The organism is Cobetia sp. BL01, assembly GCF_056493605.1.
This window is the reverse complement of sequence record NZ_JBVBEE010000001.1, coordinates 245172-271339: the sequence shown is the minus strand read 5'-3', so window position 1 is coordinate 271339 and position 26168 is coordinate 245172. Positions and strand designations below refer to the sequence as shown.

At 63.8% G+C, this 26168-nt stretch carries 19 protein-coding genes and 1 tRNA gene; 15 read left to right on the top strand and 5 right to left on the bottom strand.

What is annotated here, in order from left to right; genetic code table 11:
• Positions 1-417: 417 nt before the first annotated feature.
• Together ACZYGA_RS01095 and ACZYGA_RS01090 are read left to right on the top strand one after the other, a co-directional pair.
• Positions 418-2793: a sensor domain-containing protein gene (locus tag ACZYGA_RS01095; RefSeq protein WP_404625200.1), complete on the top strand. Its 2376-nt coding sequence runs from the start codon at positions 418-420 to the stop codon at positions 2791-2793.
• Positions 2794-2889: 96 nt separating this feature from the next.
• Positions 2890-2966: transfer RNA gene (locus ACZYGA_RS01090), tRNA-Arg, on the top strand.
• A gap of 279 nt (positions 2967-3245) precedes the next feature.
• Here the strand turns inward: ACZYGA_RS01090 and ACZYGA_RS01085 are convergent.
• Positions 3246-4415, bottom strand: coding sequence for a glycosyltransferase (locus ACZYGA_RS01085; protein WP_164850279.1), 1170 nt, complete (start codon positions 4413-4415; stop codon positions 3246-3248).
• A gap of 327 nt (positions 4416-4742) precedes the next feature.
• Between ACZYGA_RS01085 and ACZYGA_RS01080 the strand changes: the two genes are divergently transcribed.
• Complete coding sequence (locus tag ACZYGA_RS01080) at positions 4743-5600, top strand: methyltransferase domain-containing protein (RefSeq protein ID WP_479398301.1); 858 nt, start codon at positions 4743-4745, stop codon at positions 5598-5600.
• 72 nt (positions 5601-5672) lie between these two features.
• Positions 5673-6728, top strand: a complete 1056-nt coding sequence (locus tag ACZYGA_RS01075; RefSeq protein ID WP_404625204.1) for a methyltransferase — start codon at positions 5673-5675, stop codon at positions 6726-6728.
• A 45-nt stretch (positions 6729-6773) separates the two neighbouring features.
• On the opposite strand, the gene ACZYGA_RS01070 is transcribed toward ACZYGA_RS01075, so the two are convergent.
• Positions 6774-7313 (bottom strand): GreA/GreB family elongation factor, encoded by a 540-nt coding sequence (locus ACZYGA_RS01070; protein WP_077374288.1) that lies wholly within the window; start codon positions 7311-7313, stop codon positions 6774-6776.
• 242 nt (positions 7314-7555) lie between these two features.
• Between ACZYGA_RS01070 and ACZYGA_RS01065 the strand changes: the two genes are divergently transcribed.
• From ACZYGA_RS01065 to cysN, 6 genes are all read left to right on the top strand, one after another.
• The gene (locus tag ACZYGA_RS01065) at positions 7556-8245 is read left to right on the top strand and encodes a tetratricopeptide repeat protein (protein WP_077374285.1); all 690 of its coding nucleotides are present in this window, start codon (positions 7556-7558) and stop codon (positions 8243-8245) included.
• 152 nt (positions 8246-8397) lie between these two features.
• Positions 8398-9036, top strand: a complete 639-nt coding sequence (locus ACZYGA_RS01060; protein ID WP_077374282.1) for an NUDIX domain-containing protein — start codon at positions 8398-8400, stop codon at positions 9034-9036.
• A gap of 268 nt (positions 9037-9304) precedes the next feature.
• Positions 9305-9751 (top strand): DUF1249 domain-containing protein, encoded by a 447-nt coding sequence (locus ACZYGA_RS01055; RefSeq protein WP_077374279.1) that lies wholly within the window; start codon positions 9305-9307, stop codon positions 9749-9751.
• A gap of 220 nt (positions 9752-9971) precedes the next feature.
• On the top strand, positions 9972-10706 hold the full coding sequence (locus tag ACZYGA_RS01050; RefSeq protein WP_404625207.1) for a metallophosphoesterase: 735 nt from the start codon (positions 9972-9974) through the stop codon (positions 10704-10706).
• Between the two features lie 278 nt (positions 10707-10984).
• Positions 10985-11896 (top strand): sulfate adenylyltransferase subunit CysD, encoded by a 912-nt coding sequence (gene cysD, locus ACZYGA_RS01045; RefSeq protein ID WP_084208199.1) that lies wholly within the window; start codon positions 10985-10987, stop codon positions 11894-11896.
• 178 nt (positions 11897-12074) lie between these two features.
• The gene (gene cysN, locus ACZYGA_RS01040; protein ID WP_404625209.1) at positions 12075-13526 is read left to right on the top strand and encodes a sulfate adenylyltransferase subunit CysN; all 1452 of its coding nucleotides are present in this window, start codon (positions 12075-12077) and stop codon (positions 13524-13526) included.
• A 245-nt stretch (positions 13527-13771) separates the two neighbouring features.
• Here the strand turns inward: cysN and ACZYGA_RS01035 are convergent, their stop codons facing one another.
• Positions 13772-14989: a globin domain-containing protein gene (locus ACZYGA_RS01035; RefSeq protein ID WP_404625210.1), complete on the bottom strand. Its 1218-nt coding sequence runs from the start codon at positions 14987-14989 to the stop codon at positions 13772-13774.
• A gap of 257 nt (positions 14990-15246) precedes the next feature.
• Here ACZYGA_RS01035 and norR point away from each other — a divergent pair, with 257 nt between their 5' ends.
• Positions 15247-16992 (top strand): nitric oxide reductase transcriptional regulator NorR, encoded by a 1746-nt coding sequence (gene norR, locus ACZYGA_RS01030; protein WP_404625211.1) that lies wholly within the window; start codon positions 15247-15249, stop codon positions 16990-16992.
• A 95-nt stretch (positions 16993-17087) separates the two neighbouring features.
• Here the strand turns inward: norR and cmoB are convergent, their stop codons facing one another.
• Together cmoB and cmoA are read right to left on the bottom strand one after the other, a co-directional pair.
• Entirely contained in the window at positions 17088-18116 is a 1029-nt protein-coding gene (cmoB, locus tag ACZYGA_RS01025) for a tRNA 5-methoxyuridine(34)/uridine 5-oxyacetic acid(34) synthase CmoB (protein ID WP_279875921.1), read from the bottom strand.
• A gap of 31 nt (positions 18117-18147) precedes the next feature.
• The gene (gene cmoA / locus ACZYGA_RS01020; RefSeq protein ID WP_077374257.1) at positions 18148-18894 is read right to left on the bottom strand and encodes a carboxy-S-adenosyl-L-methionine synthase CmoA; all 747 of its coding nucleotides are present in this window, start codon (positions 18892-18894) and stop codon (positions 18148-18150) included.
• A gap of 204 nt (positions 18895-19098) precedes the next feature.
• Here cmoA and pgi point away from each other — a divergent pair, with 204 nt between their 5' ends.
• From pgi to parC, 4 genes are all read left to right on the top strand, one after another.
• Positions 19099-20802: a glucose-6-phosphate isomerase gene (pgi, locus tag ACZYGA_RS01015; protein WP_084208205.1), complete on the top strand. Its 1704-nt coding sequence runs from the start codon at positions 19099-19101 to the stop codon at positions 20800-20802.
• A gap of 140 nt (positions 20803-20942) precedes the next feature.
• Entirely contained in the window at positions 20943-21689 is a 747-nt protein-coding gene (locus ACZYGA_RS01010; protein ID WP_077374251.1) for a YqiA/YcfP family alpha/beta fold hydrolase, read from the top strand.
• Between the two features lie 153 nt (positions 21690-21842).
• A complete protein-coding gene (gene parE / locus ACZYGA_RS01005) occupies positions 21843-23723 on the top strand; it encodes a DNA topoisomerase IV subunit B (RefSeq protein ID WP_077374248.1) in 1881 nt (626 codons plus the stop codon).
• A 161-nt stretch (positions 23724-23884) separates the two neighbouring features.
• Entirely contained in the window at positions 23885-26161 is a 2277-nt protein-coding gene (parC, locus tag ACZYGA_RS01000) for a DNA topoisomerase IV subunit A (protein ID WP_077374245.1), read from the top strand.
• Positions 26162-26168 lie beyond the last annotated feature (7 nt).

Below are 26168 nucleotides of genomic sequence, written 5' to 3'. Positions count from 1 at the left end.
GGTAGTGACACAGCCACGCCTCGACCTCTGGTCGGGGCGTGGCTGTTTTCGTTCGGTCGTATCCGTCCGGCTGTGTCATCACGTTGTGCTGTCCTTCGAGCATTGCGCGGGAGGGTCTCGCGCGCTCTCGGATCCCACCACGCCAGAGAAGACCATCCTACCGCGAAGGCTCGACATGGCAGTGCCTGCCTCGCGCTCGAGGCAGAGGTTTCATGAGATTTCGCCTTCATTCAACGCAGATTGAGGGTTACTTATACTCAAGGACAAGTGACACTTGACCAGCAGGATGAGAGGAGAGTCGGTGCCAAGGCGCCCGGCACTTCAGGAAGGAAAGATCGAGTGCGACAGACATGCTGACTGTGCCAGAAGCCATGAACCTTCAGGCAGCATCGGCAGGGAGATTGAAACGACATGTCCATGAATCCATCAGCGTCCTCCGCCGCGGCCACCTCTGCTGCTTCGGTTGACGGCCTGGAAGGCAGCAATTGCTTGCATCAGCTGTTGCAGCATACTTCCAATGGAGTGTGTGGATACGACCTTCAAGGGCGTGTGCAGTGGGTCAATCCGGCCTTCGAGGAGCTGACGGGATACCGGGCAGAAGACCTGGCCGGTCAGGTGCTCAGTGAATTTCTGACGGGTGAGGATTCCGACAGGACGGTAATCGCCAGAATGCATCAGCAGTGCGAGCTGGGTGAGCCCAGTGACGAGGAGCTGCTCCACCACGATGCGAATGGACGACCGCTGCGCCTTCGTCTGCGCTGCATACCGCTCATGGCCGCCGACGGCACCCTGACCGGTTATCTCGGCGTGCATACCGATGTGACCCAGGCGCATCTGGCGCTGGAGCTCAGCCATTCCCAGCTCAGATTGCTTGAGTCCGTCACGGCTGGCCAGCCGCTGGACAAGACCCTGCTGGACCTGTGTCAGGCCATCGAGGCCGTCGCGACTCGCGTGCGTTCCTCGCTGCTGCTTCTGGATGAGGCAGGTACACGAATCATCGGAGGGAAGGCGCCGAGCCTGCCCCCCAGCTTCATGCAGTTCACCTCCGGCCTGCGCATCGGGGAGGGGGTGGGCACCTGTGGTACGGCGATGTGGCGGCGTGAGCAGGTGCTGACCCCCGCCATCGGCGAGGACCCCGCCTGGGAGGGCTTCCGTAATCATCCCCACGCGCTGGGACTGGATGCCTGTCTCTCCATGCCCATCCTCGATGATGCAGGCAATCCGCTGGGAAGTTTCGCCTTCTATGCCACGTCCGGCGATGTCTTCAACGATAGCCATCTCGGCTTGCTGAAGGTCGCCGTCAACGTGGCTCGATTGGCGATAGAACGCCATCGGCGTGATGAGCAGCTCACCTATCAGGCGCTGCATGATGCATTGACGGGCCTGCCCAATCGTCGGCTGTTGCGTCGCAAGCTCGGAGCCTTCGCGGACCTCGCTCTGGAAGAAGCGCGCGTCGGGGCGTTGATGTTCCTGGATCTGGATCATTTCAAGCGCCTGAACGATGTACTGGGGCATGACGCGGGAGATCGTGCCCTGATCCAGATTGCCGCCCGGCTGGAGCAGTTGCTGGAGCCGGGCGATGTGCTCGCGCGCCAGGGCGGGGATGAGTTCATCGTGCTGCTGGCGCCTCGCTTCGGTAGCATGGAGGACGCCAGGGCCCGAGCGATGCACGTCGGCGAGGAATTGCTGGCACGTCTGCGGGTACCGGTCGAGCTGGAAGGGCGTGCGCATCAGTTGTCCGGCTCACTGGGCATCACGCTGTATCCGCGTCCGGATGAGGCGGGCGAGGGGTATCAGACGCTTTCCGGGGCGGCAGAAGACGAGGGAGACGATTGGGGTCATCTGCTGCACGAGGCGGACATCGCGCTCTATGAGAGCAAGGGGGCCGGGCGTGCACGCATGTGCTTCTTCTCACCTGACATGCGCAATCGCATCATCGCTGCCACCCAGATGGAGCAATCCCTGCGCAGTGCGCTTTCCCGTCAGCATCTTGAAGTCCATCTTCAACCGCAATTCTCCCTGCAGTCGGATGCCTCGCTTGAGCATCAGCTGCCCAGGCTCTGTGGTCTTGAGGCGTTGCTGCGCTGGAATGACCCGCTGCTGGGGAATGTCTCGCCCGCGACCTTCATCCCGATCGCGGAAGAATCAGGGCTGATCGTCGAGCTGGGCCATTGGGTGCTGGGGCAAGCCTGTGCGGTGTTGGAAGACATGGCGACACGCGGACATCAGCTGCCGATCGCGGTGAATGTCAGTCAGGTACAGTTTCGCAGCGCGGAATTCGTGCCGCAGGTCGCAGCCCTGCTCAAGCGCCATGCCTTCGCGCCGGACATGTTGCGCATGGAGATCACCGAGAGCCTGGCGGCGGAAGATGAGGCCGACATGCTGGAGAAGGTCGACCAGCTGGCGGCGCTGGGGCTGACGTTCTCCATCGACGATTTCGGGATCGGCTATTCCAATCTTGCACGCCTGCGCCGCATGCCGCTCAGTGAGCTGAAGATCGACCGCAGCTTCATCAAGGATCTGCGTCTCATCGATGACGACGGGCTGACAGCGCCTGCACCTGGCGAGACTCCCGGACAGGAAGTCTGCCATGCCAACGAGATCGTGCGTGCGATGCTGGTGATGGCGCGCGCCCTGTCGCTGGAAGTGGTGGCCGAGGGAGTGGAGACCTCCGAGCAGTTCGAGGTGCTGCGTCAGCTGGGCTGTCAGCGTGTCCAGGGCTACCTGTTGGGGCGCCCCCGTCCCATGAAGGACGTGCTCGATGAGATCGAAGCCGGAGTGCTCGGTGCATGAGGCCGATGATGCTCTTGCCTGGCGTGAGGAGGGCGGCACGCGCGGGCCGAACGGGTTTATCTTGCCACTTCAATGGCTTATACTGCGCAGCGCTACGCCCCCTTAGCTCAGCTGGATAGAGCGGCCCCCTCCTAAGGGGCAGGTCGCAGGTTCGACTCCTGCAGGGGGCGCCAGCCCTTCATTCATCCCCGCATCATTCTTTCCTGCATCTCTCGTCACTCTCTGTACAGGGTGTCTTTCTGCTGTCTCTCGCTTGCCTGCCCTCTGGCTTCCGGGCCGGGTCACATCCTGCGCGCCCATGCGCCAGCAGCTTTCAGGGTGAGCCGGACCCCGGCTTGAGCAGCACGGCGCCTCATGCATGGCACGTCATTTATGATGCCCTGACCTGTTGCCCGGAGAATGGCAGTCGTGCCGGGCGGGGCAGGGCATCTCGTCATTCCATCGCGTTGTGTTCAGTCGCGATGTGCTGCCTCGGCATCCGTTGGCAGGGCCAGAAATTCCTGCATGATACGGGTGTCGCGGAAACGTTCGATCAACTCCGGATCCTCGGCGAGTGACGGCGGGTTCTCGAGCCCTTCGCGGATCTTGGCTGCCAGGCCTTCAATGCTGTTCTCGGAGATCAGCCGCGCCTGATCATGGATCAGCACATTGCGGACCCCACCGGGGACATCCGGCGCGACGCATGGCGTGCCGCAGCACATGCTTTCCACCAGCACGATTCCGAAGGCTTCACTGCGCGAGCTGAGAATGAACAGACGGGCATGCTTCATCCACGGGTAGGGATTGACCCGGCTGCCGATGAGATGGACCCGGTCGCCCACCCCGAGCTCGCGAATCAGGTTCTCCACACTCTCGCGCTTGGGCCCATCGCCGACGATGACCAGGTCTTCCTCGATATCGGCGGCGAGATAGGCCTTGATCAGGACATCCTGGCGCTTCACGTCCGACAGGCGACATACCTGCACGACATAGGGGCGTGATGGCAGCTCCACGGGCTCATCCGCCATCTGCGCGATGGCATCGAGATCGCAGACGTTGCCGATGGTGGCGAGGCGTCGAGGCGTGACAGCGTGTTGCGAGAGCAGTCGCTCGAGTTGCTCGCGGACATTGTCGGTATTGCAGATGATCTGCTTGTCGGCGTACAGGCGCTTGAGCAGGAATTTCTGACGCCAGCCCTGGCGGATGTCACCGGGCCAGGACACGGTGACCTGCCACAGGCGCGGGTCCTTGAGTGACCAGACCGTCTCGAAGGCGCCCTGGCCGCGCATGATCACCCGGTCGACGGGGCCATGGCGTGTTTCCAGGGTACGGATGAATCGCCGCAGGTAGGCGCCACCGTAATAGCCGCGCCAGACGAATCCAGAGCCCTTGATCAGAGGGTTGAGCACTGCGCGGGTGAAGAGGTCATACACCAGGCCAATGCCGGTCTTGCGGAATGCCTTGTCGAAGTCGATCTGGTGGACATGTACGCCCGGGTCCGGGATGAGTTCGAGTTCACCCTTGAGCACGAGCACATGCACCTCGTGACCTTCGCGGCACAGGACATTGGCCAGATTGACGGTGTTTCGCTGGATCCCGCCGATGTTGAGCTTGCGTACCACAAGCAGGACGCGTTGTTTCATGGTGGCCATCTGTCCGAAAAGATGTGGGATGAGCCATCAACTCCCAGCGGTGCCAGTGACGGAAGACTGCCGGGGATCCGGCGCTCGGTCTGAGGCAAGGGGAGCGGGATGAGCGGAGGGTGCCATGTTACGTGGATTCAATGAGCGGGGGAATGCCGCCTTCCCGGCCGGATGTCAGGGCTCTGCGCCGCAGTCTGCTTGCATTCTGGCTTTGATGGAGTAGCCTACCTGCCGCCTTGTCCCGCGCGGCGCCTTTTCGGCGTCTGCACTGCCGACTGTCGTTCAGTCGTGACCTCCGATTCCTTCACGTTCGAGATCCTGTCTGCCATGTCTGATGCTTCCAACCCGCCTGTCCGAGGGGAGTCCCGTGTCCGTCGTGCCACGGCGGATCGTCATTTCGACGGGCTGGCGGAAAAGTTCGAGCGCGGCTTCTATACCACCGAGCGTGGCAGGGTGCGTCTGGCGCTGACTCGCCAGTTGATGGAGGAGCGTTTCGCCCATCTGCCGGCCACCCAGGTGCTCGAGATCGGGGCCGGACTTGGTCAGATGGCGCACTGGTGGTTGTCGCGTGGCCATCAGCTGACGCTGGTCGAGCCTTCCGGTGAGATGCGTGAGCGCGCCATGCAGCGACTGTCCTCTCCAGAGGAGGATGCGGCCCCGCTGACGCAGGACACCCTAACAGAGCGCCTGACCTGGGATGGACGTGATCTGCAGGGGTTCGCCGCCGCGGCCCACCGACAATGGCCGGTGGTGGTCTGCCATGCCGTTCTTGAGTGGCTGGTCTCTCCGCGTGAAGGGGTTCTGCTGTTGGCACAGCTGCTGGCACCGGGTGGCGTGATGTCATTGAGCGTCTTCAATCGCGACGCGCTGGCATTCTCCAACGTCACCAAGGGCAACTTCGACAAGGTGCTGGACGGGCGGTTGGCCGGATGGGGAACGGGCAAGCGTCTGACGCCCATCTCGCCGCTGCGTGATATCGAGATTCGCCAGTGGGCCGAGGAGGCCGGGCTTGAGGTGCGTGAGCTGACAGGGCTGCGAGTCTTCCATGATTATCTGCGCTCGCGCGACCCGCTGAGTGAGGGGGACATGCAGAAACTGCTGGCCCTCGAGTGCCAGCACTGGCGCACGCCCCCCTTCGTCCATCTCGGACGCTATCTGCACTATGAGCTGGTGCGCCCTGCCTGAGGTGTCACGGCGCAGGCTTCTACGCCGTCTTGCTGTTCATCATCTGCCGTTTCCTATCTTTTCGGAGTCTTCATGTCTGCTCAAACCCCCGCCTGCCAGTTGCTTGAACGCCAGGACAGTGATTTCCGTGATTGGCTGTGGGTCGCTGCACCGCGTGATGACTGGTGGCTGTCATCGGACCGCCAGCGGCGTGTCTGGGGGCATGACACCGGCATCGTGAATGCCGCGCGGGAGGCCGGGCACCAGGTCAGCCATGCGGTGGCCTTTGCCGAAGCCCGCGCGGATAGCACGATTGGCGAGGCGGCGGGTGCCTTGCTGTTCTGGCCCAAGGCGCATGCGCTGGGCGAGTGGTGGCTGGTGGCGCTGTGCCATGTATTGCCGGCAGGTACGCCGATCAAGGTGGTGGGCGAGGTCAACGGTGGCATCAAGCGCGCTGAGCGCATCCTCAAGGCACTGGGAATGACGGCCCGCAAGGACGATACTGCGCGTCGTTGCCAGCTGTGGTCATCCGCCACGCGTGAGTTGACGGCCGAACAGGCCGCCAGCAGTGAATCGCCACTGGCAGTGGCTGGAGAATGGACAGAAGGCTGGGGCGAATTCGAGGCGCTGGAGCTGCGCCTGACCAGCCATCCGGGCCTCTACGGCAATGCCAAGCTGGACCCGGGTACCGCGCTGCTGCTGGAGAACCTGCCGACCCGTGGCTACAAGCGGGCGCTGGATATCGGGGCGGGTGACGGCATCATCAGCTGCTGGATGGCGCGTCACGGTGCGCGCGTGATGGCAGGCGATGTCAGTGCCTTCGCGGTGGAGGCAACCCGGCGCAGTCTGGCGCTCAACGGGCTTGAGGCGGACGTACGCCTGAGCGATGTCTTCGCGGCGTTCGAGGGCGAGCGGTTCGAGGCCATCGTGGCCAATCCGCCGTTCCATCATGAGCGCGATATCGATTACGGACCGGCGGCGCGTCTGATCAGCCAGGCGCCGGATCACCTGGTGCCGGGTGGTACCCTGACGCTGGTGGCCAATGCCTTCCTGCCCTATCCGGATCTGTTGCAGACGGCCTTCGGCGAATTCGAGGTGCTGGCCGAAACGCGCCAGTTCAAGGTCTATCGTGCACGCAAGGCACGCTGACCCTCTGTGGACTGATTCCCTGCGACCTGATGCCAAGCCCGCCGCTTACGCCTCCGGCGACTGATAGCGGATGGCCGTGATGATGTAGGTGGTCTCGCCGCCCGGCGCTGCCACGCTCACGTCATCATCCAGCCCCTTGCCCAGCAGTGCCCGGGCGAGGGGGGCATCGACGCTGATCCAGCGGCGCGCGTTGTCGGTCTCATCAGGGCCGACGATGCGTATCTCCATCTCCTCTCCCTGTTCATCCTCCAGCGTCACGAAGGCCGCGAAATACACGCGCTCCAGATCCGCGGGCAGGCGGTCGACGATGGTCAGTTCATCCAGACGCTTTTCCAGATAGGCGATCTTGGCGATGGTCTGATTCAGTGCCTTCTTGTTGTAGGTGTAATCCGCATTCTCGCTGCGATCCCCCATGGCGGCGGCCTCGCCCGTCTTGCGCGACAGCTCCGGCCGCCTGACGCGCCTCAGGTGGTCGGCCAGCGCCTTCATCTTCGCGTGGCCCTGCGGAGTGATCACGTTGCTCTTCTTTTCCTGACGCGGATCGGTCTTGGGATCGCGCCAGCGCGTCATGTTACGACCTTGCATGTCTTTCTCCACAGCCTGCGAAAATGAAGGGCAAGCGCCCGCAAAGGGCGCTGTCTTGCGTTGAGGCCTGCGACCAAGGGGGGGTGGCGGCAGATTCAAACGTTCGTTACAGTCTTGGCATGCCGTTCACGTTCTCGTGATATCGCCATTGCGGCAATTCGCCAGCACGCCTGCCAAGGCGCAGGTCTCAAGGGCATTGCCGTATCATCCCGCCAACAATAATGAATTTCAGGGAGCTGTCCATGCCAATCCCGTCATCGCTACGCCGTACTCGTCGCGCCACGCATCGTGTCTACCAGCTGATGCTCTCAGGAGGCATGGCGCTGGGCATCACGCTGGCCGGCATGACCGGCGTCCAGGCCGCCGAAGGAGATGATGCCGTCTTCGGACTCATGAAACGCTGGGCCCAGGTCAACTATCAGTCCTCCGGGGACGCTCAGGAAACCGGCATGGAGGCCTTGGGCAAGGAAGTGCGCGCGCTGGCGGACCAATACCCGGACAACGCCCATGTGCTGACCTGGGAGGGTATCATCCTGGCGTCGTGGGCCAAGGCGCGAGGGGGACTGGGGGCGCTGGATCTGGCCAAGGAAGCCAAGGCCACCCTTGAGCAGGCCATCAAGCTTGACCCCCGGGGCGACAATGCCTCTGCCTACGTGACGCTCGGGGCGCTGTATGACAAGGCGCCGGGTTGGCCGGTCGGCTTTGGCGATGATGACAAGGCGGGGGAGGTGCTGCGTCAGGGGCTGGCCGTCAATCCTCAGGGCATGGATACCAATTTCTACTATGCCGACTATCTGGCCTCCGAGGGCAGGAAGGCCGAGGCACTCAAGCATGCACGGCTCGCGCTCAAGGGCCCGGCTCGGCCCAATCGTGAGCTGGCCGATCAGGAGCTGAAGCGCGAGATCAAGGCATTGATCACACGACTGGAGTGAGTGTCGCGCACGCGGCTTCAGGACAACGGTGACCGTTCGGCGGCACTGGACGAGGGGCACTTCCTTCGGACAGTGCCGCTTTCACGTCCAGTGGGCGGGCTGGCCAGCGCAGGGCGAGGTCGGGATAATGCGACTTCAGCCAAGGAGGATGCATGAGCGATACACCAGAGCACGTGGCAGGGCAGCAGGTCTTTGCGCATGACGATGTCGAACGGGTCGAGACCAGGGTGCTGCAGGACGGTTTCTTTCGCCTGGAGCAGCGCGAGCTTCGCCATCGGCGTTTCAACGGTGGCTGGAGTGATGTGATCCAGCGCGAGGTGCATGTTCGCCATGATGCCGTCGGTGTGCTGCCCTATGACCCGGTGACGGATCGTGTGGTCTTCGTCGAGCAGATCCGGGCCGGCATGCTCGAGGACGAGCGCACCCCCTGGAGTCTGGAGCCCATCGCCGGCCTGGTGGACAAGCAGGAAAGTGCGGCGGAGGTCGCGCGGCGTGAGGCGGTCGAGGAGGCCGGTTGCGAGTTGAAGGAGCTGATCGAGCTCTACCGCTATTACCCCAGCCCCGGCGCCTGCACCGAAGAGGTCACCCTGTTCATCGGGCTATGCGACAGCAGCGGACTGGGCGGGGTGCATGGGCTGGCGGAAGAGAACGAGGATATTCGCGTGCATGTGCTCGATTTCCAGGCGGCTCTGTCGCTTCTGGAGCAGGGCAGGCTTGGCAATGCCATGGCGATCATGGCCATGCAGTGGCTGTTGCGGGAGCGTGCTGCACTGCGGGTGATGCACGCCTGAGACAGCGAAGGCGTTGCTTGGCAATCCCCCGTGGCTCACGCAGGGTTCCTCAACCTGCCCACCAGAACTGCTATTCTAGAGGCTTGCTGCCACCGGCAGGCCGGCAGTCGATCAATGCCTGCGTCAGTGCCGAGCGCCGAAACCCCGCTGCCGGGCGCTCTCACGGCGCTTGATCTGTCGCGCTTTGCCCGCATCATGCCATGCACGATACAGGGTGTGCCCTGCTAGACAGCACGCCAATGTTCTGAGATTCGCAAGGAGTTTGCCCATGCAGGTCAAGAAAGCCTATGTGGCCGACCTAAAAGCACTCCATGCCGAGTGCGGGTCCAATTATCTGCGCCTCACGCGCATCCTCGGCAAGGCCGAGGCGGGGGACAGCTTCGCCTTTCCCCTGGCGGGCAATCAGGGCCACTTCGGTACCCTGTTGCTCGAGGTGGTCGAGTGCGCGCCCTATACCACCATGGTCACGGTTGCCCAGACTGGCGTGCTGGATCACATCATCGATTCCCCGCGGATGAGCGTGCATCTCTATCACGATGTACGCATGGCCGAAGTCACCGACTTCCAGCGTCAACGGCATTTCTCGGGGCGCAACCGCTATCCGAACCCTCGCATGCACCAGCCGGATGAAAAGCTTCAGCTTAATCGTTTTCTCGGCGAGTGGTTGAGCCATGCTCAGGCTTTCGGGCAAGCCGATGTGCCCGAGTTGCCATGACGAGGTTCTCGTGACGAGGCTGCCGTGACGCGATTGCCGTGACGAGGCTGTCGTGAGGCCCGCCGGGATGGGGGAGTGAGGGCAGCGCCAGCGTCATGATCAGAAAGAGAATTCGCGTTGCGGATTCCACACCTGACCGGCTGTCCGCTTGACTGCCTGAAAGAACCGCGATGGCCCGGCCATCGCGGTTCTGTTCTTTTTTCCGCTGTTCGAGAGACCCATGCGACTGATCCAGATAAGTGACTGTCATCTGCGTGCCGACCCTGACGCGCGCTCACGACTGGGCTTCCCCTTGCGTCAGCTGGAGGCCGTGATGGCGCACGCTTCAAGCCTGCGTCCCGACATCCTGCTGGTGACCGGGGATGTCAGCCAGGATGAGAGCCCTGCCTCCTACCGTCTGGCGGGGGAGCTGTTCGATGCCCTGGGGTGTCCGTGGTTCTGGTTCGCCGGCAATCATGACCACCCGGATTTCATGCAGGAGCTGCGTCCTTTCCATCAAGAGCTTGATCTTGGTGACTGGCGTCTGCTGTGTCTGGACTCGCGCATCTCTGGACAGGCAGGGGGCGAGCTTGGCCGCGAGCAGCTGGCGGCGCTGTCGCTGTCGCTCGAGGAGGATACGAGGCCGACGCTGCTGGCGATGCATCATCATCCAGTGCCGATCGACTCGGACTGGATGGATCAGCTGGGCCTGGCCGACCGTGAAGCCCTGTGGGACACCCTGAGTCATCACTCGCAGGTGCGGGCCATCCTGTGCGGCCATATCCATCAGGCTTTCGCCACCCGGCGCCCGAGCGGGCAGGGCAGTGTCGCCGTCTATGGCGTGCCCTCCACGTCAGACCAGTTCGCGCCGCTCAGCCATGATTTCGCCGTCGATGAAGCGGCACGGCCTGGCTTCAGGGTCGTGGATCTCGACGGAGAGCGCCTCGAGACCTGGGTGGAGCGTGTCAGCCTGTGAGCGCCTTCGCGCTCCCGCTCGCGGCGTTTCGCCATCGGCGTGGGGCTGACGTGCCCCGGGGCAGCGGAGGTCATGTATTCATTTTTGATCTTAAAAGATATTTTCTGATTCTTTGACGTTATCAAGGCGGCGCGGGTACCGTATCGGTATCCAGCATGCTCCGTGGGGGGTGAGAGAGTGAGAGTCATCTCGATCGACACGACCCGCGGGCACGCCCACTGATTGTCACGGGCCGCCTTCCAGGGCGACTCCCAGCGCTCACGAGGTTGCCGCACGCGATGCTTACCCCCGAACGTCAGACCCACCTCAAGCAGCTCGAGGCCGAGTCCATCCACATCATTCGTGAAGTGGCGGCCGAGTTCTCCAATCCTGTCATGCTCTACTCCATCGGCAAGGACTCCGCCGTGATGCTGCATCTGGCGCGCAAGGCCTTCGCGCCGGGCGTGCCGCCGTTCCCCCTGATGCACGTCAACACCACCTGGAAATTCCAGGAGATGATCAAGTTCCGCGATGAGATGGCCGCGGAAGTCGGCATGGAACTGATCGAGCACATCAATCAGGAAGGCGTCGAGGCGAACATCAATCCGTTCGAGCACGGCAGCGCCAAGTACACCGACATCATGAAGACCCAGTCTCTGAAGCAGGCGCTGGACAAGCATGGTTTCGATGCGGCCTTCGGCGGTGCGCGTCGTGACGAGGAAGCTTCACGCGCGAAAGAGCGTGTCTACTCCTTCCGTGACCAGTACCACCGCTGGGACCCCAAGAATCAGCGTCCGGAGCTGTGGAACATCTACAACTCCAAGATCAACAAGGGCGAGTCCATCCGCGTCTTCCCGCTCTCCAACTGGACCGAGCTGGACATCTGGCAGTACATCTACCTCGAGTCCATCAAGATCGTGCCGCTCTACTACTCCGCCGTGCGTCCGGTGGTGAAGCGTGATGGCCTCGACATCATGGTCGATGACGACCGTCTGCCGCTCAAGGACGGCGAAGTGCCGGAGATGAAGTCCGTGCGCTTCCGCACCCTGGGCTGCTATCCGCTGACCGGCGCCGTGGAATCCACCGCCGCGACCCTGCCGGAAATCATCCAGGAAATGCTGCTGACCCGTACCAGCGAGCGCTCCGGTCGTGCCATCGATCACGATCAGGCAGGCTCGATGGAGAAGAAGAAGCGCGAAGGGTATTTCTAGTCGCCAATTCTCGCTAGGCCCATTTCCTCACGAGGCCCCATCCTGTTGATTCCGCCTCGTGCTTGATGACCTGAACGAACAATTCGCCTGATGAATCGGCTCGCAGCCTCACGAGGCACTGGCTCGTGATACTGGCTCGCCAGCTCATCAGGCCCATGACAGCGGCAAGGAGAAGAGTGTGTCCCACGCGTCAGACAAGATTTCCGCGGATATCGAAGCCTACCTGCAAGAACACGAGCGCAAGGACCTGCTGCGCTTCATCACCTGCGGTAGCGTCGATGACGGCAAGTCGACCCTGATCGGTCGTCTGCTGTTCGATTCCAAGCTGATCTACGAAGACCAGCTGGCCTCCATCACCCAGGCCTCCAAGACCAGCGGCACCACCGGTGACGAGGTCGATCTGGCCCTGCTGGTCGATGGCCTGCAGTCCGAGCGCGAGCAGGGCATCACCATCGATGTCGCCTATCGCTTCTTCTCGACCGACAAGCGCAAGTTCATCATCGCCGATACCCCGGGGCATGAGCAGTACACCCGCAACATGGCCACCGGTGCCTCGTCCGCGAGCCTGGCGATCATTCTGATCGATGCGCGCTACGGCGTGCAGACCCAGACCCGTCGTCACAGCTTCATCGCCGACCTGCTGGGTATCCAGCATCTGGTGATCGCGGTCAACAAGATGGATCTGGTCGACTACTCCGAGGCGCGCTTCAACGAGATCGTCGCCGAGTATCAGGAATTCGCCGACAAGTTGAATGCACCGGATATCCGCTTCGTGCCGATGTCTGCGCTCAAGGGCGACAACGTCGTCAATCGCAGCCCGTCACTCGACTGGTACACCGTCGATGGTCAGGCCGGACCGTCGCTGCTGGAGGTGCTGGAAACCGTCGAACTGACTCGCGATCAGAACCTCAGCGATCTGCGCTTCCCGGTGCAGTACGTCAATCGTCCCAACCTCGATTTTCGCGGTTACTGCGGCACGCTGGCGGCCGGTGTCGTGCGTCCGGGTGACAGCGTCAAGGTGCTGCCGTCCGGCAAGACCTCGACCATCGAGCGCATCGTCACCTTCGATGGTGATCTGGAGATTGCCTATCCGGGGCAGGCCATCACCCTGACGCTCGACGACGAGATCGACATCTCGCGTGGCGACTGGCTGGTGGCGGCGGATGCCGAACTGCCGCTTTCCAATGCGCTGGAAGCGGATGTCGTCTGGATGCACGAGAAGCCGCTGCAGCCGGGCCGCCAGTACGATATCAAGCTGGCGACCCGCGACCTGACCGGTCAGGTCAGCGCCATCGACTACCTCTACGACGTCAACACGCTGGAGCATCACGAGGGTGACAGCCTGGCACTGAACGCCATCGGCCGCGTCCAGCTCGAGCTGACCCAGTCGGTGCCGGTGGACGACTACCGTTCAAGCCCGGGCACCGGCAGCTTCATCGTCATCGATCGTCTGAGCAACGTGACCGTCGGCGCGGGCATGATTCGTGGCGTGGGCCGCTCCGGCACGCAGGCAACCACGCAGCAGACCGATTGGGCCGCGTTTGAAGCCGATCTCAACGCGCTGGTACGCAAGCACTTCCCGCACTGGGAAGCCCGCGACGTGCGTGAGCTGCTGGGCCGTGGCAACTGAGTCTTTGCAACAGAGTCTTTGCAACTAAGTCTTGGCAAATGAGTCTTGGCAACAGAGCCTTGGCAACATGAGTCGCGGTAACGGAGTCGAGCCGGCACGGTCGACTCCGTCGCATGACCCGATAACAACAACGCTGGACACGCGATAACAACACGGCCTGCTGGATATGAAGCCGGAGAACGCAGAAGCCCCCATGGCCGCAAGGCGATGGGGGCTTTTTGCATGGTGCGGGTCACGTCAGCGCATCAGGCGGCAGCGGCGTCGATGGCAAGCGGTGTGGAGGGGCCGAAGTGCTCATGATGGCACTGGGTGAGCGGTACGCCGATGCGATTGAGGTGCTGGATCATGCTCTGCATGAAGCCATGCGGACCGATCACGAAGGCCTGCAGGGACTCGGCACTGGCACCTGTCGCGGCAATCTGACGTGCCAGCCAGTCGCGCTCGATGATGCCCAGGTGCGCATGCGTCGGCAGAGTGTCAGCCTTCTCGTAGCAGACCTGATAATGCAGCTGCTCAGGATACTGCGCGACCAGTGATTGCAGCGTGGTGTCGAAGGCATGTACCTCGGGATTGCGGGCCGCATGCAGATAGATCACCTGACGGCCCGCCGCGAGCGCTGCCTCCAGCAGCGAGAGCATCGGTGTCTGGCCGACCCCGGCAGACAGCAGCAGTACCGGGGCCTCGGGGCTCTGGGGCGTGGCATGTTCGAAGGTCAGCTCGCCGGCCGGCGGCAGCAGATCGATCTCGTCACCCACGTTCAGCGCATGCAGATACTGGCTGGACTGACCGTGGTCTTCACGCTTGACCGAGATACGGCAGAAGCGCTCGTCCGGCGCGTGTGACAGGCTGTAGTGGCGATGGATCACGCCCTGCGGCGTCGTCAGGCGCATGCCGATGTACTGGCCCGGCAGGAAGGAGAACATCGGCCCTTCCACCGGCGCCAGGTACAGCGAGCGAATCTCGCGGCTCTCGTCCTCAGTGCGCACGATGCGAAAGCGGCGCAGCCCCTGCCAGCCGCCGCGAGTGGCAGCGAAGCTGTCGTAGCGGCCCTGCTCGGCGGCGATCAGCACGGCGGCCAGCTCTCCGTAGAGGGCGCCCCAGGCGTCGGCGATCTCCGGCGTGACGGCGTCTCCCAGCACCTCACCGATGGCGGCCATCAGGCACTCGCCGACGATGGGGTAGTGCTCGGGCAGGATATTGAGCGAGACGTGCTTGCTGACCACGGGCGCGAGCAGGCGGTCCACCGCTTCACGCGAGTGGCGTGCGCCGACATAGGCGAGCACGGCGCCGGCCAGCGCACGGGCCTGACCACCACTGGCCTGGTGCGTCTGATTGAACAGCGGCTTCACTTCGGGATAGCGCTCGAACATCAGCGGATAGAAGCGCGCGGTAATGGCGTTGAGGTGCTCGGCGACGACGGGAGCGGTGGCGGCGATCAGGTCTTCCTGGGCGTTGGTCAGCATGACGGTACCTCGTGATGAATGTCGCCATGAAGAGAGCAAGGGCCATGCCAACTCGTCAGGCCAGTATCCATGCGTCCCCGAGAGTGGTGATGTGAAAAATACACGACGTGAGAATGTGTCAAGATGACATCTTGCGTGTCATGATGACATCATCTGTCGCCATGACGATGTCTTGCGACACGCCGTCGCGTGAGCCGCGTGCTCATCACCCAGTACCTCGCCCGCCATTTCCGGTTGACTGACGTCAGGAATCCCGCATGCCCGAGACTCCCTTGCCACGCAATGATACGCCCCTTGCCGCCCTGAACGCCTGGCTTGCTGCCTGGTTGACGGAAGAGGAGGGCGGCAAGCGGCGTGCCTTGCCATGGACCCGTCTGCTGGCCGCGATCATGCAGCGTCTGCCCGGTGAGGCCGCGACGCTGATGCGCTATCTGCCGGAGCGTGACGAGTTGCTGCCGCTGGCCACGCATGGGCTACCTGCCGAGGTGCGCGGCCGGCGCTTTGCGTTGTCAGAGCATCCGCGGCTCAAGGCGATTGCCGAGCACACCGGTGTCTATCGCTTCGCGGTGGACAGTGACCTGCCGGACCCCTTCGATGGCCTGTTGGGGGAAGTGCATGGGCCGGATCTGCTGGTGCACGACTGTGCGGGTATCGCGCTGCGCGAAGGGGACAGGTTGCTGGGCGTGATGACCTTCGATGCGCTGACACCCGGCGTGCTGGCCCCGCTGGAAGCGCTGGAGATTCGGCAGATCGGCGATGCCGAGCTGGCAGACGTCCTGGCGCAGGAGTATCAGGAGCATCAGGAGCTTCATGACCTGCTGAGGCTGCCCACCTGCTGTCTGGCGCTGGCATCACGGCTTGAGCGTGGGGCCGCTCTGCTGACCGGCATGCCAGCGCTTGCGCCGGGCATGACACCGCAGGCCCAGAGGACCTGTCCGCAGCGCGGGCCAGCGATGGCGAGACTGGAGGCACAGCTGGAAGCGGTGGCCGATACCGACATGACGGTGCTGGTGACGGGCGAGACCGGGGTGGGCAAGGAGGGTGTGGTCCAGCGGTTGCACGATGCGTCGCGTCGCGCCAGTCGGCCTCTGGTGCGCATCAACTGTGCCGCGCTGGCACCGGAACTGGTCGAGAGTGCGCTGTTCGGGCATCGGCGAGGGGCCTTCTCCGGCGCGTCCCATGATCACCGTGGCCATTTCGTGATGGCCGATGGCGGCACCCTGCTGCTGGACGAGATCGGTGAGCTGCCACTGGCGCTGCAGCCCAAGCTGCTGCGGGTGCTGCAGGAAGGTGAATTGCAGCCGCTGGGCAGCGATCGCGTGGTCAGGGTGGACGTGCGCGTCATCGCGGCGACCAATCGTGATCTCGAGGCCGAAGTCGCCGCCGGGCATTTCCGCGAAGATCTCTACCACCGCCTGAGCGTCTATCCGCTCAGGGTACCGCCGCTGCGTGAGCGCGGACGAGCGGATCTGCTGGCGCTGGCGGGAACCTTTCTCGAGCACAACCGCACGCGCCTCGGGCTGGGCAATCTGCGCCTGACGCCGGCGGCGGAGCGTCTGCTGTGTGACTACCCGTGGCCCGGCAACGTGCGTGAGCTGGAGCACTGTCTGAGTCGCGCCGCCCTGCATGCGCGGCTGGCGCAGGGGGCTCATCCGACGCGCCTGCGCGCCGATGGGCGTCAGCTGGTGGTGATCACGCCGGAGCTGCTGGGGCTGGAGACGAGTGCCGAGGTGGCGCACGAGCAGGCCGGTGGCATTGCCCTCCACGCCGCACAGGAGGGGCATGGCACGATTCAGGCGGGGGGAGCGAACCCGGCGCAGCGTCATGTCCTGCAGGACATCGATGAAGCGCTGGGGTTGCGTGACGCCACCGAGGCGTTTCAGCGCGAGCACATCTCGCGGGTCTGGCTGGCGAGTGATCGCAACTGGGCAGAGGCCGCGCGCAGGCTCAAGGTCGATCGCGGCAATCTGTATCGACAGGCCCGGCGGTTGGGCATCGTGTGACGCGAGAGACGAAGACGGCGGTGCTCGATGAGCGCCGCCGTCGTGTGTCGTCTGCCCTGGCGCAGACATCGCTGGGAGAGAAGGTGCTGCGCAGATCAGGCGCGCGTGGCGATCAGCACCGCACGCCGTGGTGCCGGATGGCCTTCACGGGTCAGGCGTGGGTCGTCAGGGTCGAGGAAGTCGCTCAGCGAGTGATAGGTCATCCACTCGGTCGAGCGTTGCTCATCCAGCGTGGTCACCGCTTCATCGACGATGCGCACGTCCTTGAAACCGGCGCGCTCACACCAGTGGGCCAGCGCCCGGGAGGACGGCAGGAAGTAGACATTGGGCATGGCGGCGTAGCGCTCGCCGGGCATCAGTACCGTCGTCACGTCACCTTCCACCACCAGGGTCTCCAGCACCAGTTCGCCGCCGGGGCGCAGGGCATCGCGCAGCTGGAAAAGGTGGTCCATCGGCGAGGGGCGATGATAGAGCACCCCCATCGAGAACACGGTGTCGAAGGCGGCCATCTTCGCGGGGACGTCCTCGATGCCCACCGGCAGGAAGTGCAGGTTGCGCCCCTGGGGGTGATCCGCGCCGATGAAGTGACGCACGGCATGGAACTGGCAGTAGAAGCGCGGGGAAGGGTCGATCACCAGCGTGAAGGCGGCACCAGCGCCGACCATGCGCCAGCCGTGGTAACCATTGCCGCCCCCGACATCCAGCACGCGACGGTGAGTGAGATCCGACAGATGCGGCGCGAGGCGCTGCCACTTCCAGTCGGAGCGCCATTCGGTATCGATATGGATCTCGTCGAGCTGATAGGGGCCCTTGCGCCACGGCATCATGGCGCGCAGCAGATTCTCGCTCTGGCGTTGCTGGCCCGTGCTCAGGCCAGTCGGAAAGCATGCACCGACACGGTCGGCGTCCAGCTGCACCTCGCGCTCGTCAGGTAGCGTCGGCAGCTTCTCCAGTGCCCCATGCCAGGCCTTGAGGTCAGCATGGCGCTTGCGGTCCAGACCCTTGGCCAGTTGCTCGGGCAGGGCGCCCAGCCAGCGGGCGAAGCCGTCACCGACGGCGCCTGGCTCACAGGCAAGCTCGGTGAAGGCGCGGTAAAGATCACGATCGTAGGGGGAGATGCTCATGCGCTGGGTCGGGTCCGTGCAGGCGTAGCGGTCATTCGGCGGCTTTGAAAGCGACCATCGAGGCAAAGTTCAGGTATTGCAGCCAGGTGTGGCTGCGCGCGAAGCCGGCGCGTGCCAGGCGCGCATGGTGAGTGGTGAGACTGTCGGGCTTCATCACGTCCTCCAGCGCTTCGCGTTTCTGCGAGATCTCGAGGTCGGAGTAGCCGTTGGCGCGCTTGAAGTCATGATAGCGCTCGATCAACCAGGCGTTCTCGACCGGGTCGTCGCTGATGATCTTCTCGGACAGGATCAACACGCCGCCGGGCTCCAGCGCCGCAAACAGCTTGTCGATCACGGCGTCGCGGTCCTGCGGCGGCAGAAACTGCAGGGTGAAGTTGACCACGATCATGCCGGCAGGCTGGTACTCCAGGGTGCGGATATCGGCTTCACTGACGTTGATGCGATGGTCCGGGAAGGCGTCGGCGAGCTCGCGGCTGGCGCGCTCGACCATCGGCCGGGACAGATCGACGGCTTCGATCTCGATGTCCTGGGCCGCCATCTCACGTGCCAGTGCCATGCTGGCAGCCCCCAGCGAGCAGCCCAGATCATAGACGCGTGCGCCAGGGCGCAGGTGGGCGCGGGCCATCAGCCCCAGCATGGCGATGATCTGACCGTACCCCGGCACCGAACGGCGCAGCATGTCCGGGAAGCAGCTGACGACCTGTTCGTCGAAGGAGAAGCTGGCAACACGGTCAAGGGGTGTCGTAAATATCGCGTCACGGTAAGATGCATCACTCATGGATCAAGGCTTCATCGGGCAGAGGGCCTGGGCGACATGCCATTGGCCGGGGAGCGGCTGGGCTGAGTGCCCTGCTGGGCCCGCCATTCTACGCATTCGAGGTGCCTGACGCACCCGCCGCGGCTTGCCGATGATGCCTCCATCAACCGATTTCTGACCGGGCCACGCAGGGCCGGTCGCGACACTTCAAGGAGAGAGGTGGCCATGTCCACTCCATCGTCTGCACGTTCTGCCCGCCGTAACAGTCAGGCCTGGCAGGCCCTCGCGCGTCATCATCAGGAGCAGATGGCCGATGTGCACCTGAAGGACCTGTTCGCCGAGGATGCGGCGCAAGGGCGCGATCGAGTGACGACCTTCACCCGTTCTGCCGCGGGCCTGCGCCTGGATCTCTCCAAGCAGCGTCTCAAGCAGGAGACCCTGGAGCTGTTGCTGGAGCTGGCGCGGGAAACCGGTGTCGAGCAGGGCATCAAGCGTCTGCTGGCCGGTGAGCACGTCAATCGCTCGGAAGATCGCCCGGCCCTGCACGCGGCCCTGCGTCTGCCACGCTCAGCAAGTCTCGAGGTGGATGGCGAGGATGTGGTACCTGCCATCCACGAGAGCCTCGAGCGGCTCGCCGAGATGGTCGAGACCTTCCATAGCGGGCAGTGGCGTGGCGCCACCGGCAAGCCGATCACCGATGTGGTCAATCTGGGGGTCGGTGGCTCGGACCTGGGGCCGCTGATGGTCTCGAGCGCGCTGAGCGATTGCCGTCCCAAGGGCGTCCATGAGGTCGGCGTGCACTTCGCCTCGACCATGGATGGCTCACAGCTGGCGGACTACCTGCAGTCCTTCAGTCCGGAAACCACCTTGTTCATCCTGTCGTCCAAGTCATTCTCCACCATCGACACGCTCTCCAATGCGCGCACCGCGCGTGACTGGCTGAAGTCGCGCCTTGACCCGCAAGGCCGTCTGGAAGGACTGATCAATCGCCAGCACTTCATCGGCGCTTCCGCCAAGCCGGAGAAGATGAGCGAGTGGGGCATCGCGCCGGAACATCAGCTGCTGTTCTGGGACTGGGTCGGCGGGCGCTACTCGCTGTGGGGCACCATCGGACTGCCCATCGCGCTCAATGTCGGCATGGACAACTTCCGTCGCCTGCTGGCGGGGGCGCATGAGCTGGATGAGCATTTCCGCACCGCACCGCTGGAAGACAATCTGCCGGTATTGCTGGCGCTGGCGGGGATCTGGAACAACAACTTCCTCGATATTCGCGCCCACTCCATCCTGCCCTACGACGGCCGCCTGGAATACTTCGCCAGCTACCTCGAGCAGCTGGAAATGGAATCCAACGGCAAGTCGGTCACCAACGATGGCGAGATGGTCGATTACTCCACCTGCCCGGTGCTGTGGGGCCAGCTGGGCCCGAACGCCCAGCATGCCTTCTATCAGCTGCTGCATCAGGGCACCCAGGCAGTGGAATGTGACTTCATCGCGCCGATGCGTCGCTATGACCACGTCGAGGACGCCGAGACCCGTGCCCACCTCAAGGCGCAGCACCGTCTGACACTGGCCAACTGCTTTGCCCAGTCGCGCGTGCTGATGCTGGGCGATGACGCGATACCGGGTGACGAGGCCCAGCCGAATCACAAGCGTTATCGTGGCAATCAGCCCTCGACCACCCTGCTGCTGGAAGCGCTGACGCCGGAAACCCTGGGGGCCCTGATCGCGCTTTACGAGCAGAAGGTCTTCGTCCAGGCCACCATCTGGGACATCAATCCGTTCGATCAGTGGGGCGTGGAGCTGGGCAAGCAGATCGCCACCGCGACGGAAGCGACCATGACCACGGGAGAAGGCTTCGAGCAGCTGGACGCTTCCAGTCGTGCCTTGATCGAGTCCGTGTGGGCCGCCCAGGGGCAGGACCCGCGCTGACGGGGGGATCACGCAGGCGATCATCCTCTGTTGATTTATACAGTATTCTCGCTATCCTATATGGGAATCAATCGTTTACACTAGACACCTTGCCGCGAACCGAGCGTGAGCCGTTCGGTTCGCGCGTGTCGGGAGCGCTGATGAGCCGTCCCCATTACCCTGCGCAGGCAGGCGTTGTCGTTCCTCCGGTCAGGGGCGTGTTGTACCTGCATGGTTTCAACTCGGCCAGTTGCTCGCCCAAGGCGCAGTTGATGAAGCGTGCGGCCGCCGAATTCGGTCTGCCCTGCGTCGCGCCTGACATCCCACCTCAACCCGCTGCCGGGCAGGCGGTGGTGGAGGAGGCCTACCAGGCGCTCTGCGCGCAGTTGGATCTCGACCCGGCTGACCCTGCCTGTGACGACGCCATCGTGGTGATCGGCAGCTCCATGGGTGGCTTTCTGAGCACCTGGCTTGCCGCGCGTGAGGCTGCGCGACTCGATGGACCCCAGGGCCGCGAGCAGAGCGTATGGCGTCAGGGGCCGCGCACGGTATTGATCAATCCAGCCGTGCGCCCGGTCAGGCTTGTCACGGCATGGCTGGGGTCGACCCACGCCAACCCCTATACCGGCGAGTCCTTCACCGTCACCGAAGCATTCGGGCCGGCGCTGGCCGCACTGGAAGCGATCCCCGTCACGCCGCAGCGCACCCTCGTGCTGCTTGCCACGGCGGACGAGACATTGGACGTCAACGATGCCGCAAGCCTCTATCAGGATTGCCGGCTGATCCTCACGCCGGGAGGGGATCATGGATTTGCCAGACTGGCGGAGTACCTGCCTGCCATCATGGCGCATGCCGGCCATCGTCTGGCCCCGTCGCTTGCGACATCCTTCCACGTCGCACCCTGCTAACGTGTCGAGGACGGTTGGGCGTGCGGGCCGGTCAGGAAGATGAATCCGTCATCGGATCGTTCGGCCAGCGGCGACTCTCTTCAGAAATCAGGCAGAGGCATCGCCATCCGTGATGCGTCTGCCGGACGTCAACACCAAGGACACAAGGCTGCGATGAGTCAGTACAGCGCCAGTTCCATCGAGGTTCTCTCCGGCCTCGAACCGGTCCGCAAGCGGCCCGGCATGTATACCGATACCACTCGGCCCAACCACCTGGTCCAGGAAGTCATCGACAACTCCGTCGATGAGGCGCTGGCGGGTCACGCGAAGGAAGTACGCGTGAAGCTGCTGGAAGACGGCGGTATCGAGGTGGCGGATGATGGTCGTGGCATGCCCACTGACATCCACCCCGAGCATGGTGTGACCGGGATCGAGCTGATCCTCACCAAGCTGCACGCGGGGGGCAAGTTCTCCCAGGACAGCTATCGCTTCTCGGGCGGCCTGCACGGCGTGGGGGTCTCGGTGGTCAACGCCCTGTCGACACGCCTTGAGGTGGAAGTCTGCCGTGAGGGTCTGCGTCAGCGCATTGCCTTCGAGAATGGCGAGAAGGTCGAGGAGCTGAGTCAGATCGGTACCGTCGGCAAGCGCAATACCGGCACTCTGGTGCGTTTCTGGCCGGACGAGAGCTACTTCGACAGTCCGCGTCTGGCGATGGCGCGCCTGCGTCACCTGCTGCGCGCCAAGGCGGTATTGTGCCCGGGGCTCAAGGTCGTGCTGACCGAGACGGATGGCAGCGAGACGGCCTGGCATTACGAGGATGGCCTGCGCGACTATCTGCTCGGTGCCACCGATGGTTTCGAGCGACTGCCGGAATCGCCGTTCGTCGGTCATTTCGAGGATGAGGAGCATGGCGTCGACTGGGCCATCCAGTGGCTGCCGGAAGGCGGCGAGCTGGTGCAGGAGCCCTACGTCAATCTGATCCCCACGCCGCTGGGCGGCACCCACGTCAATGGCCTGCGTTCCGGCCTGCTCGAGGCGCTCAAGGAATTCTGTGACTACCGCAGTCTGCTGCCGCGTGGCGTCAAGCTGAGTGCGGATGACCTGTGGGAGCGCGCCGCCTTCGTGCTGTCGGTGAAGATGCTCGATCCACAGTTCGCCGGTCAGACCAAGGAGCGCCTGTCCTCGCGCAGTGTCGCGGCCTTCGTCTCCGGCGTGGTCAAGGACGCCTTCTCGCTGTGGCTCAATCATCATGTCGACCAGGCCGAAGCGCTGGCGGAACTGGTGATCTCGGCGGCCCAGCGCCGTCTGAAAAGCGCCAAGAAGGTCGCGCGCAAGAAGGTCACTTCCGGGCCTGCGCTACCGGGCAAGCTCTCGGACTGCTCAAGCTCCGACCCTGCCGACAGTGAGCTGTTTCTGGTCGAGGGGGACTCGGCTGGCGGCAGCGCCAAGCAGGGTCGCAACCGCGAGACCCAGGCGATCCTGCCGCTGCGCGGCAAGATCCTCAATACCTGGGAAGTCGAGTCGCATGACATCTACTCCTCCCAGGAAGTCCACGACATCGCGGTCGCCATCGGGCTGGACCCGGGCTCGGATGATCTCACCAAGCTGCGCTACCACAAGGTCTGCATCCTGGCGGATGCCGACTCCGATGGCCTGCACATCGCCACGCTGCTGTGCGCGCTGTTCGTGCGGCACTTCCCGGCGCTGGTGGATGCCGGGCGCGTCTTCGTCGCCATGCCGCCGCTGTACCGCATCGACCTGGGCAAGGAAGTCCATTACGCCCTGGACGAGAGCGAGAAGGCGCACATCCTCAAGCAGCTCGAGAGCAAGCGTGGCACGCCCAACGTGCAGCGCTTCAAGGGGCTGGGTGAGATGAACCCGCTGCAGCTGCGCGAGACCACCATGGCACCGGACACTCGCCGCCTGGTGCAGCTGACACGCAGCGCGGATGACGGCACCCACGAGATGCTCGACATGCTGCTGGCCAAGAAGCGCGCCAGTGATCGCAAGAGCTGGCTCGAGGACTACGGCAACATGGCTGACATCGAGGTCTGATCATCGGTTGAGCTTTCACAGCCATTTGAACTTCGAAAGCCAACTGGGCTTCGAGAGCAGCTGAACTTCGAAAGCCAGACAAGCTGCGCGACAGCATTCTTTCGGGAGCGCCAGAGTCTTGCGCTCCCCGGTTTTACGCTCGTAATCAAGGTCAAGTGCCCATGAGCATGGATATCCAGGTCGCGGAGGGGGACGTCGAACGTCTGGCCCTGCGTGACTACACCGAAAAGGCGTACCTCGACTACTCGATGTACGTGATTCTCGACCGCGCCCTGCCGCATGTCGGTGATGGCATGAAGCCGGTACAGCGCCGCATCGTCTACGCCATGCGCGAGCTGTCCCTGACGGCCAACGCCAAGTACAAGAAGTCGGCGCGTACCGTCGGCGATGTGCTGGGCAAGTTCCACCCGCATGGTGACAGCGCCTGTTACGAGGCCATGGTGCTGATGGCGCAGCCGTTCAGCTATCGCTATCCGCTGGTGGATGGGCAGGGCAACTGGGGTAGCCAGGATGACCCCAAGTCCTTCGCGGCCATGCGTTACACCGAATCGCGTCTGTCGAAATATTCCGAGGTGCTGCTGTCCGAGCTCTCCCAGGGCACCGTCGACTGGGTGCCCAACTTCGATGGCACCATGAACGAGCCCAAGGTGCTGCCGGCGCGTCTGCCCAATGTGCTGCTCAACGGCACCACCGGCATCGCGGTGGGCATGGCGACCGACATTCCGCCGCACAACGTGCATGAAGTCGTGGCCGCCACACGCCACCTGCTGCGCAACCCGGACTCCGACAGCGATCAGCTGATGGACTTCCTGCCGGCACCGGATTTCCCCACCGAGGCGGAGATCATCACGCCGCGCACCGACCTCGCAAAGCTCTATCGCACCGGTCGTGGCAGCGTGAAGATGCGCGCCCGCTATGTGCTGGAAGAAGGCGATATCGTGATCACGGCGCTGCCGTATCAGGTCTCCGGCGCCAAGGTGATCGAGCAGATCGCCGCCCAGATGCAGGCCAAGAAGCTGCCGATGGTCGCGGACCTGCGCGATGAGTCCGACCACGAGAACCCGACGCGCCTGCTGATTCAGCCGCGCTCCAATCGGGTCGATATCGAAGGCCTGATGGCGCACCTGTTCGCCACCACGGATCTCGAGAAGAACGCGCGCGTCAACATGAACGTCATCGACCTCAAGGGTCGCCCGCGCGTGATGGCGCTGCACGAGATGCTGGCCGAGTGGCTGCGTTATCGTCGTGCCACCGTGCGTCGCCGTCTCGAGCATCGCCTGGCCAAGGTCGAGGACCGTCTGCATATCCTCGAGGGGCTGCTGACGGCTTACCTGAATCTCGACGAGGTGATTCGCATCATCCGCGAGGAGGAAGACCCCAAGGCCAGCCTGATCGAGACCTTCCAGCTTTCCGAGCGTCAGGCCGAGGCGATCCTCGAGCTGCGTCTGCGTCACCTGGCACGCCTCGAAGAGATGAAGCTGCGGGGCGAGCAGGACGAGCTCAAGCGCGAGCGCAAGCACCTCAAGCATCTGCTGGGCAATGACGAGGCCCTGACGGACCTGATCGACAGTGAGCTCGAGCAGGCTGCCACTGACTTCGGCGATGCACGTCGCTCGCCGCTGGTTGAACGCGGCGAGGCCAAGGCGCTGTCGGAAGTCGAGCTGATGGGCGCCGACCCGATCACCGTCGCGCTGTCCGAGAAGGGCTGGATCCGTGCCGCCAAGGGGCATGATATCGACCCCGAAGGCCTGTCCTACAAGGCCGGCGATCGCTTCCATCTGGCGGCGCGCGGCAAGACCAATCAGCCGCTGGTGCTGCTGGATGACACCGGGCGCGCCTACACCCTGGCCGCGCACAATCTGCCCAGTGCGCGCGGGCAGGGCGAGCCGATCACCGGGCGCATGAATCCGGCGGCGGGGGCTTCGATGGTCGGACTGCTGCTCGATGCGCCTTCCGCGCGCTATCTGCTGGCCTCCGATGGCGGCTATGGCTTCGTGACCACGCTCGAGCAGCTCACCGGCAAGAACAAGTCCGGCAAGGCGGCGCTGACCTTGCCGCGCGGCTGTGCGGTACTGCCGCCGGTGGCGATCCCCGAGGTGCCTGAGACGGCGCAGGGGGATGCCGCGCCGCTGGAAGTGGCGGTGGTGTCCAACGAAGGGCGTCTGCTGGTCTTCCCGCTCGCCGAGTTGCCGGAAATGTCCAAGGGCAAGGGCAACAAGATGCTGTCGATTCCGGGCGAACGCGCCGCCAATCGTGAGGAATTCGTGCGCTCGCTGGTGGTCGTGCCTGCCGGGGCCACGCTGGTGGTGCACGCCGGCAAGCGCAAGACGCTGCTCAAGGGGGCGGATCTTGACTACTATCGTGGCGAGCGTGGCCGACGCGGCAGCAAGTTGCCCAAGGGCTTCCAGAAGGTCGATCGTCTGGCCGTAGACAGTTGATGATGCC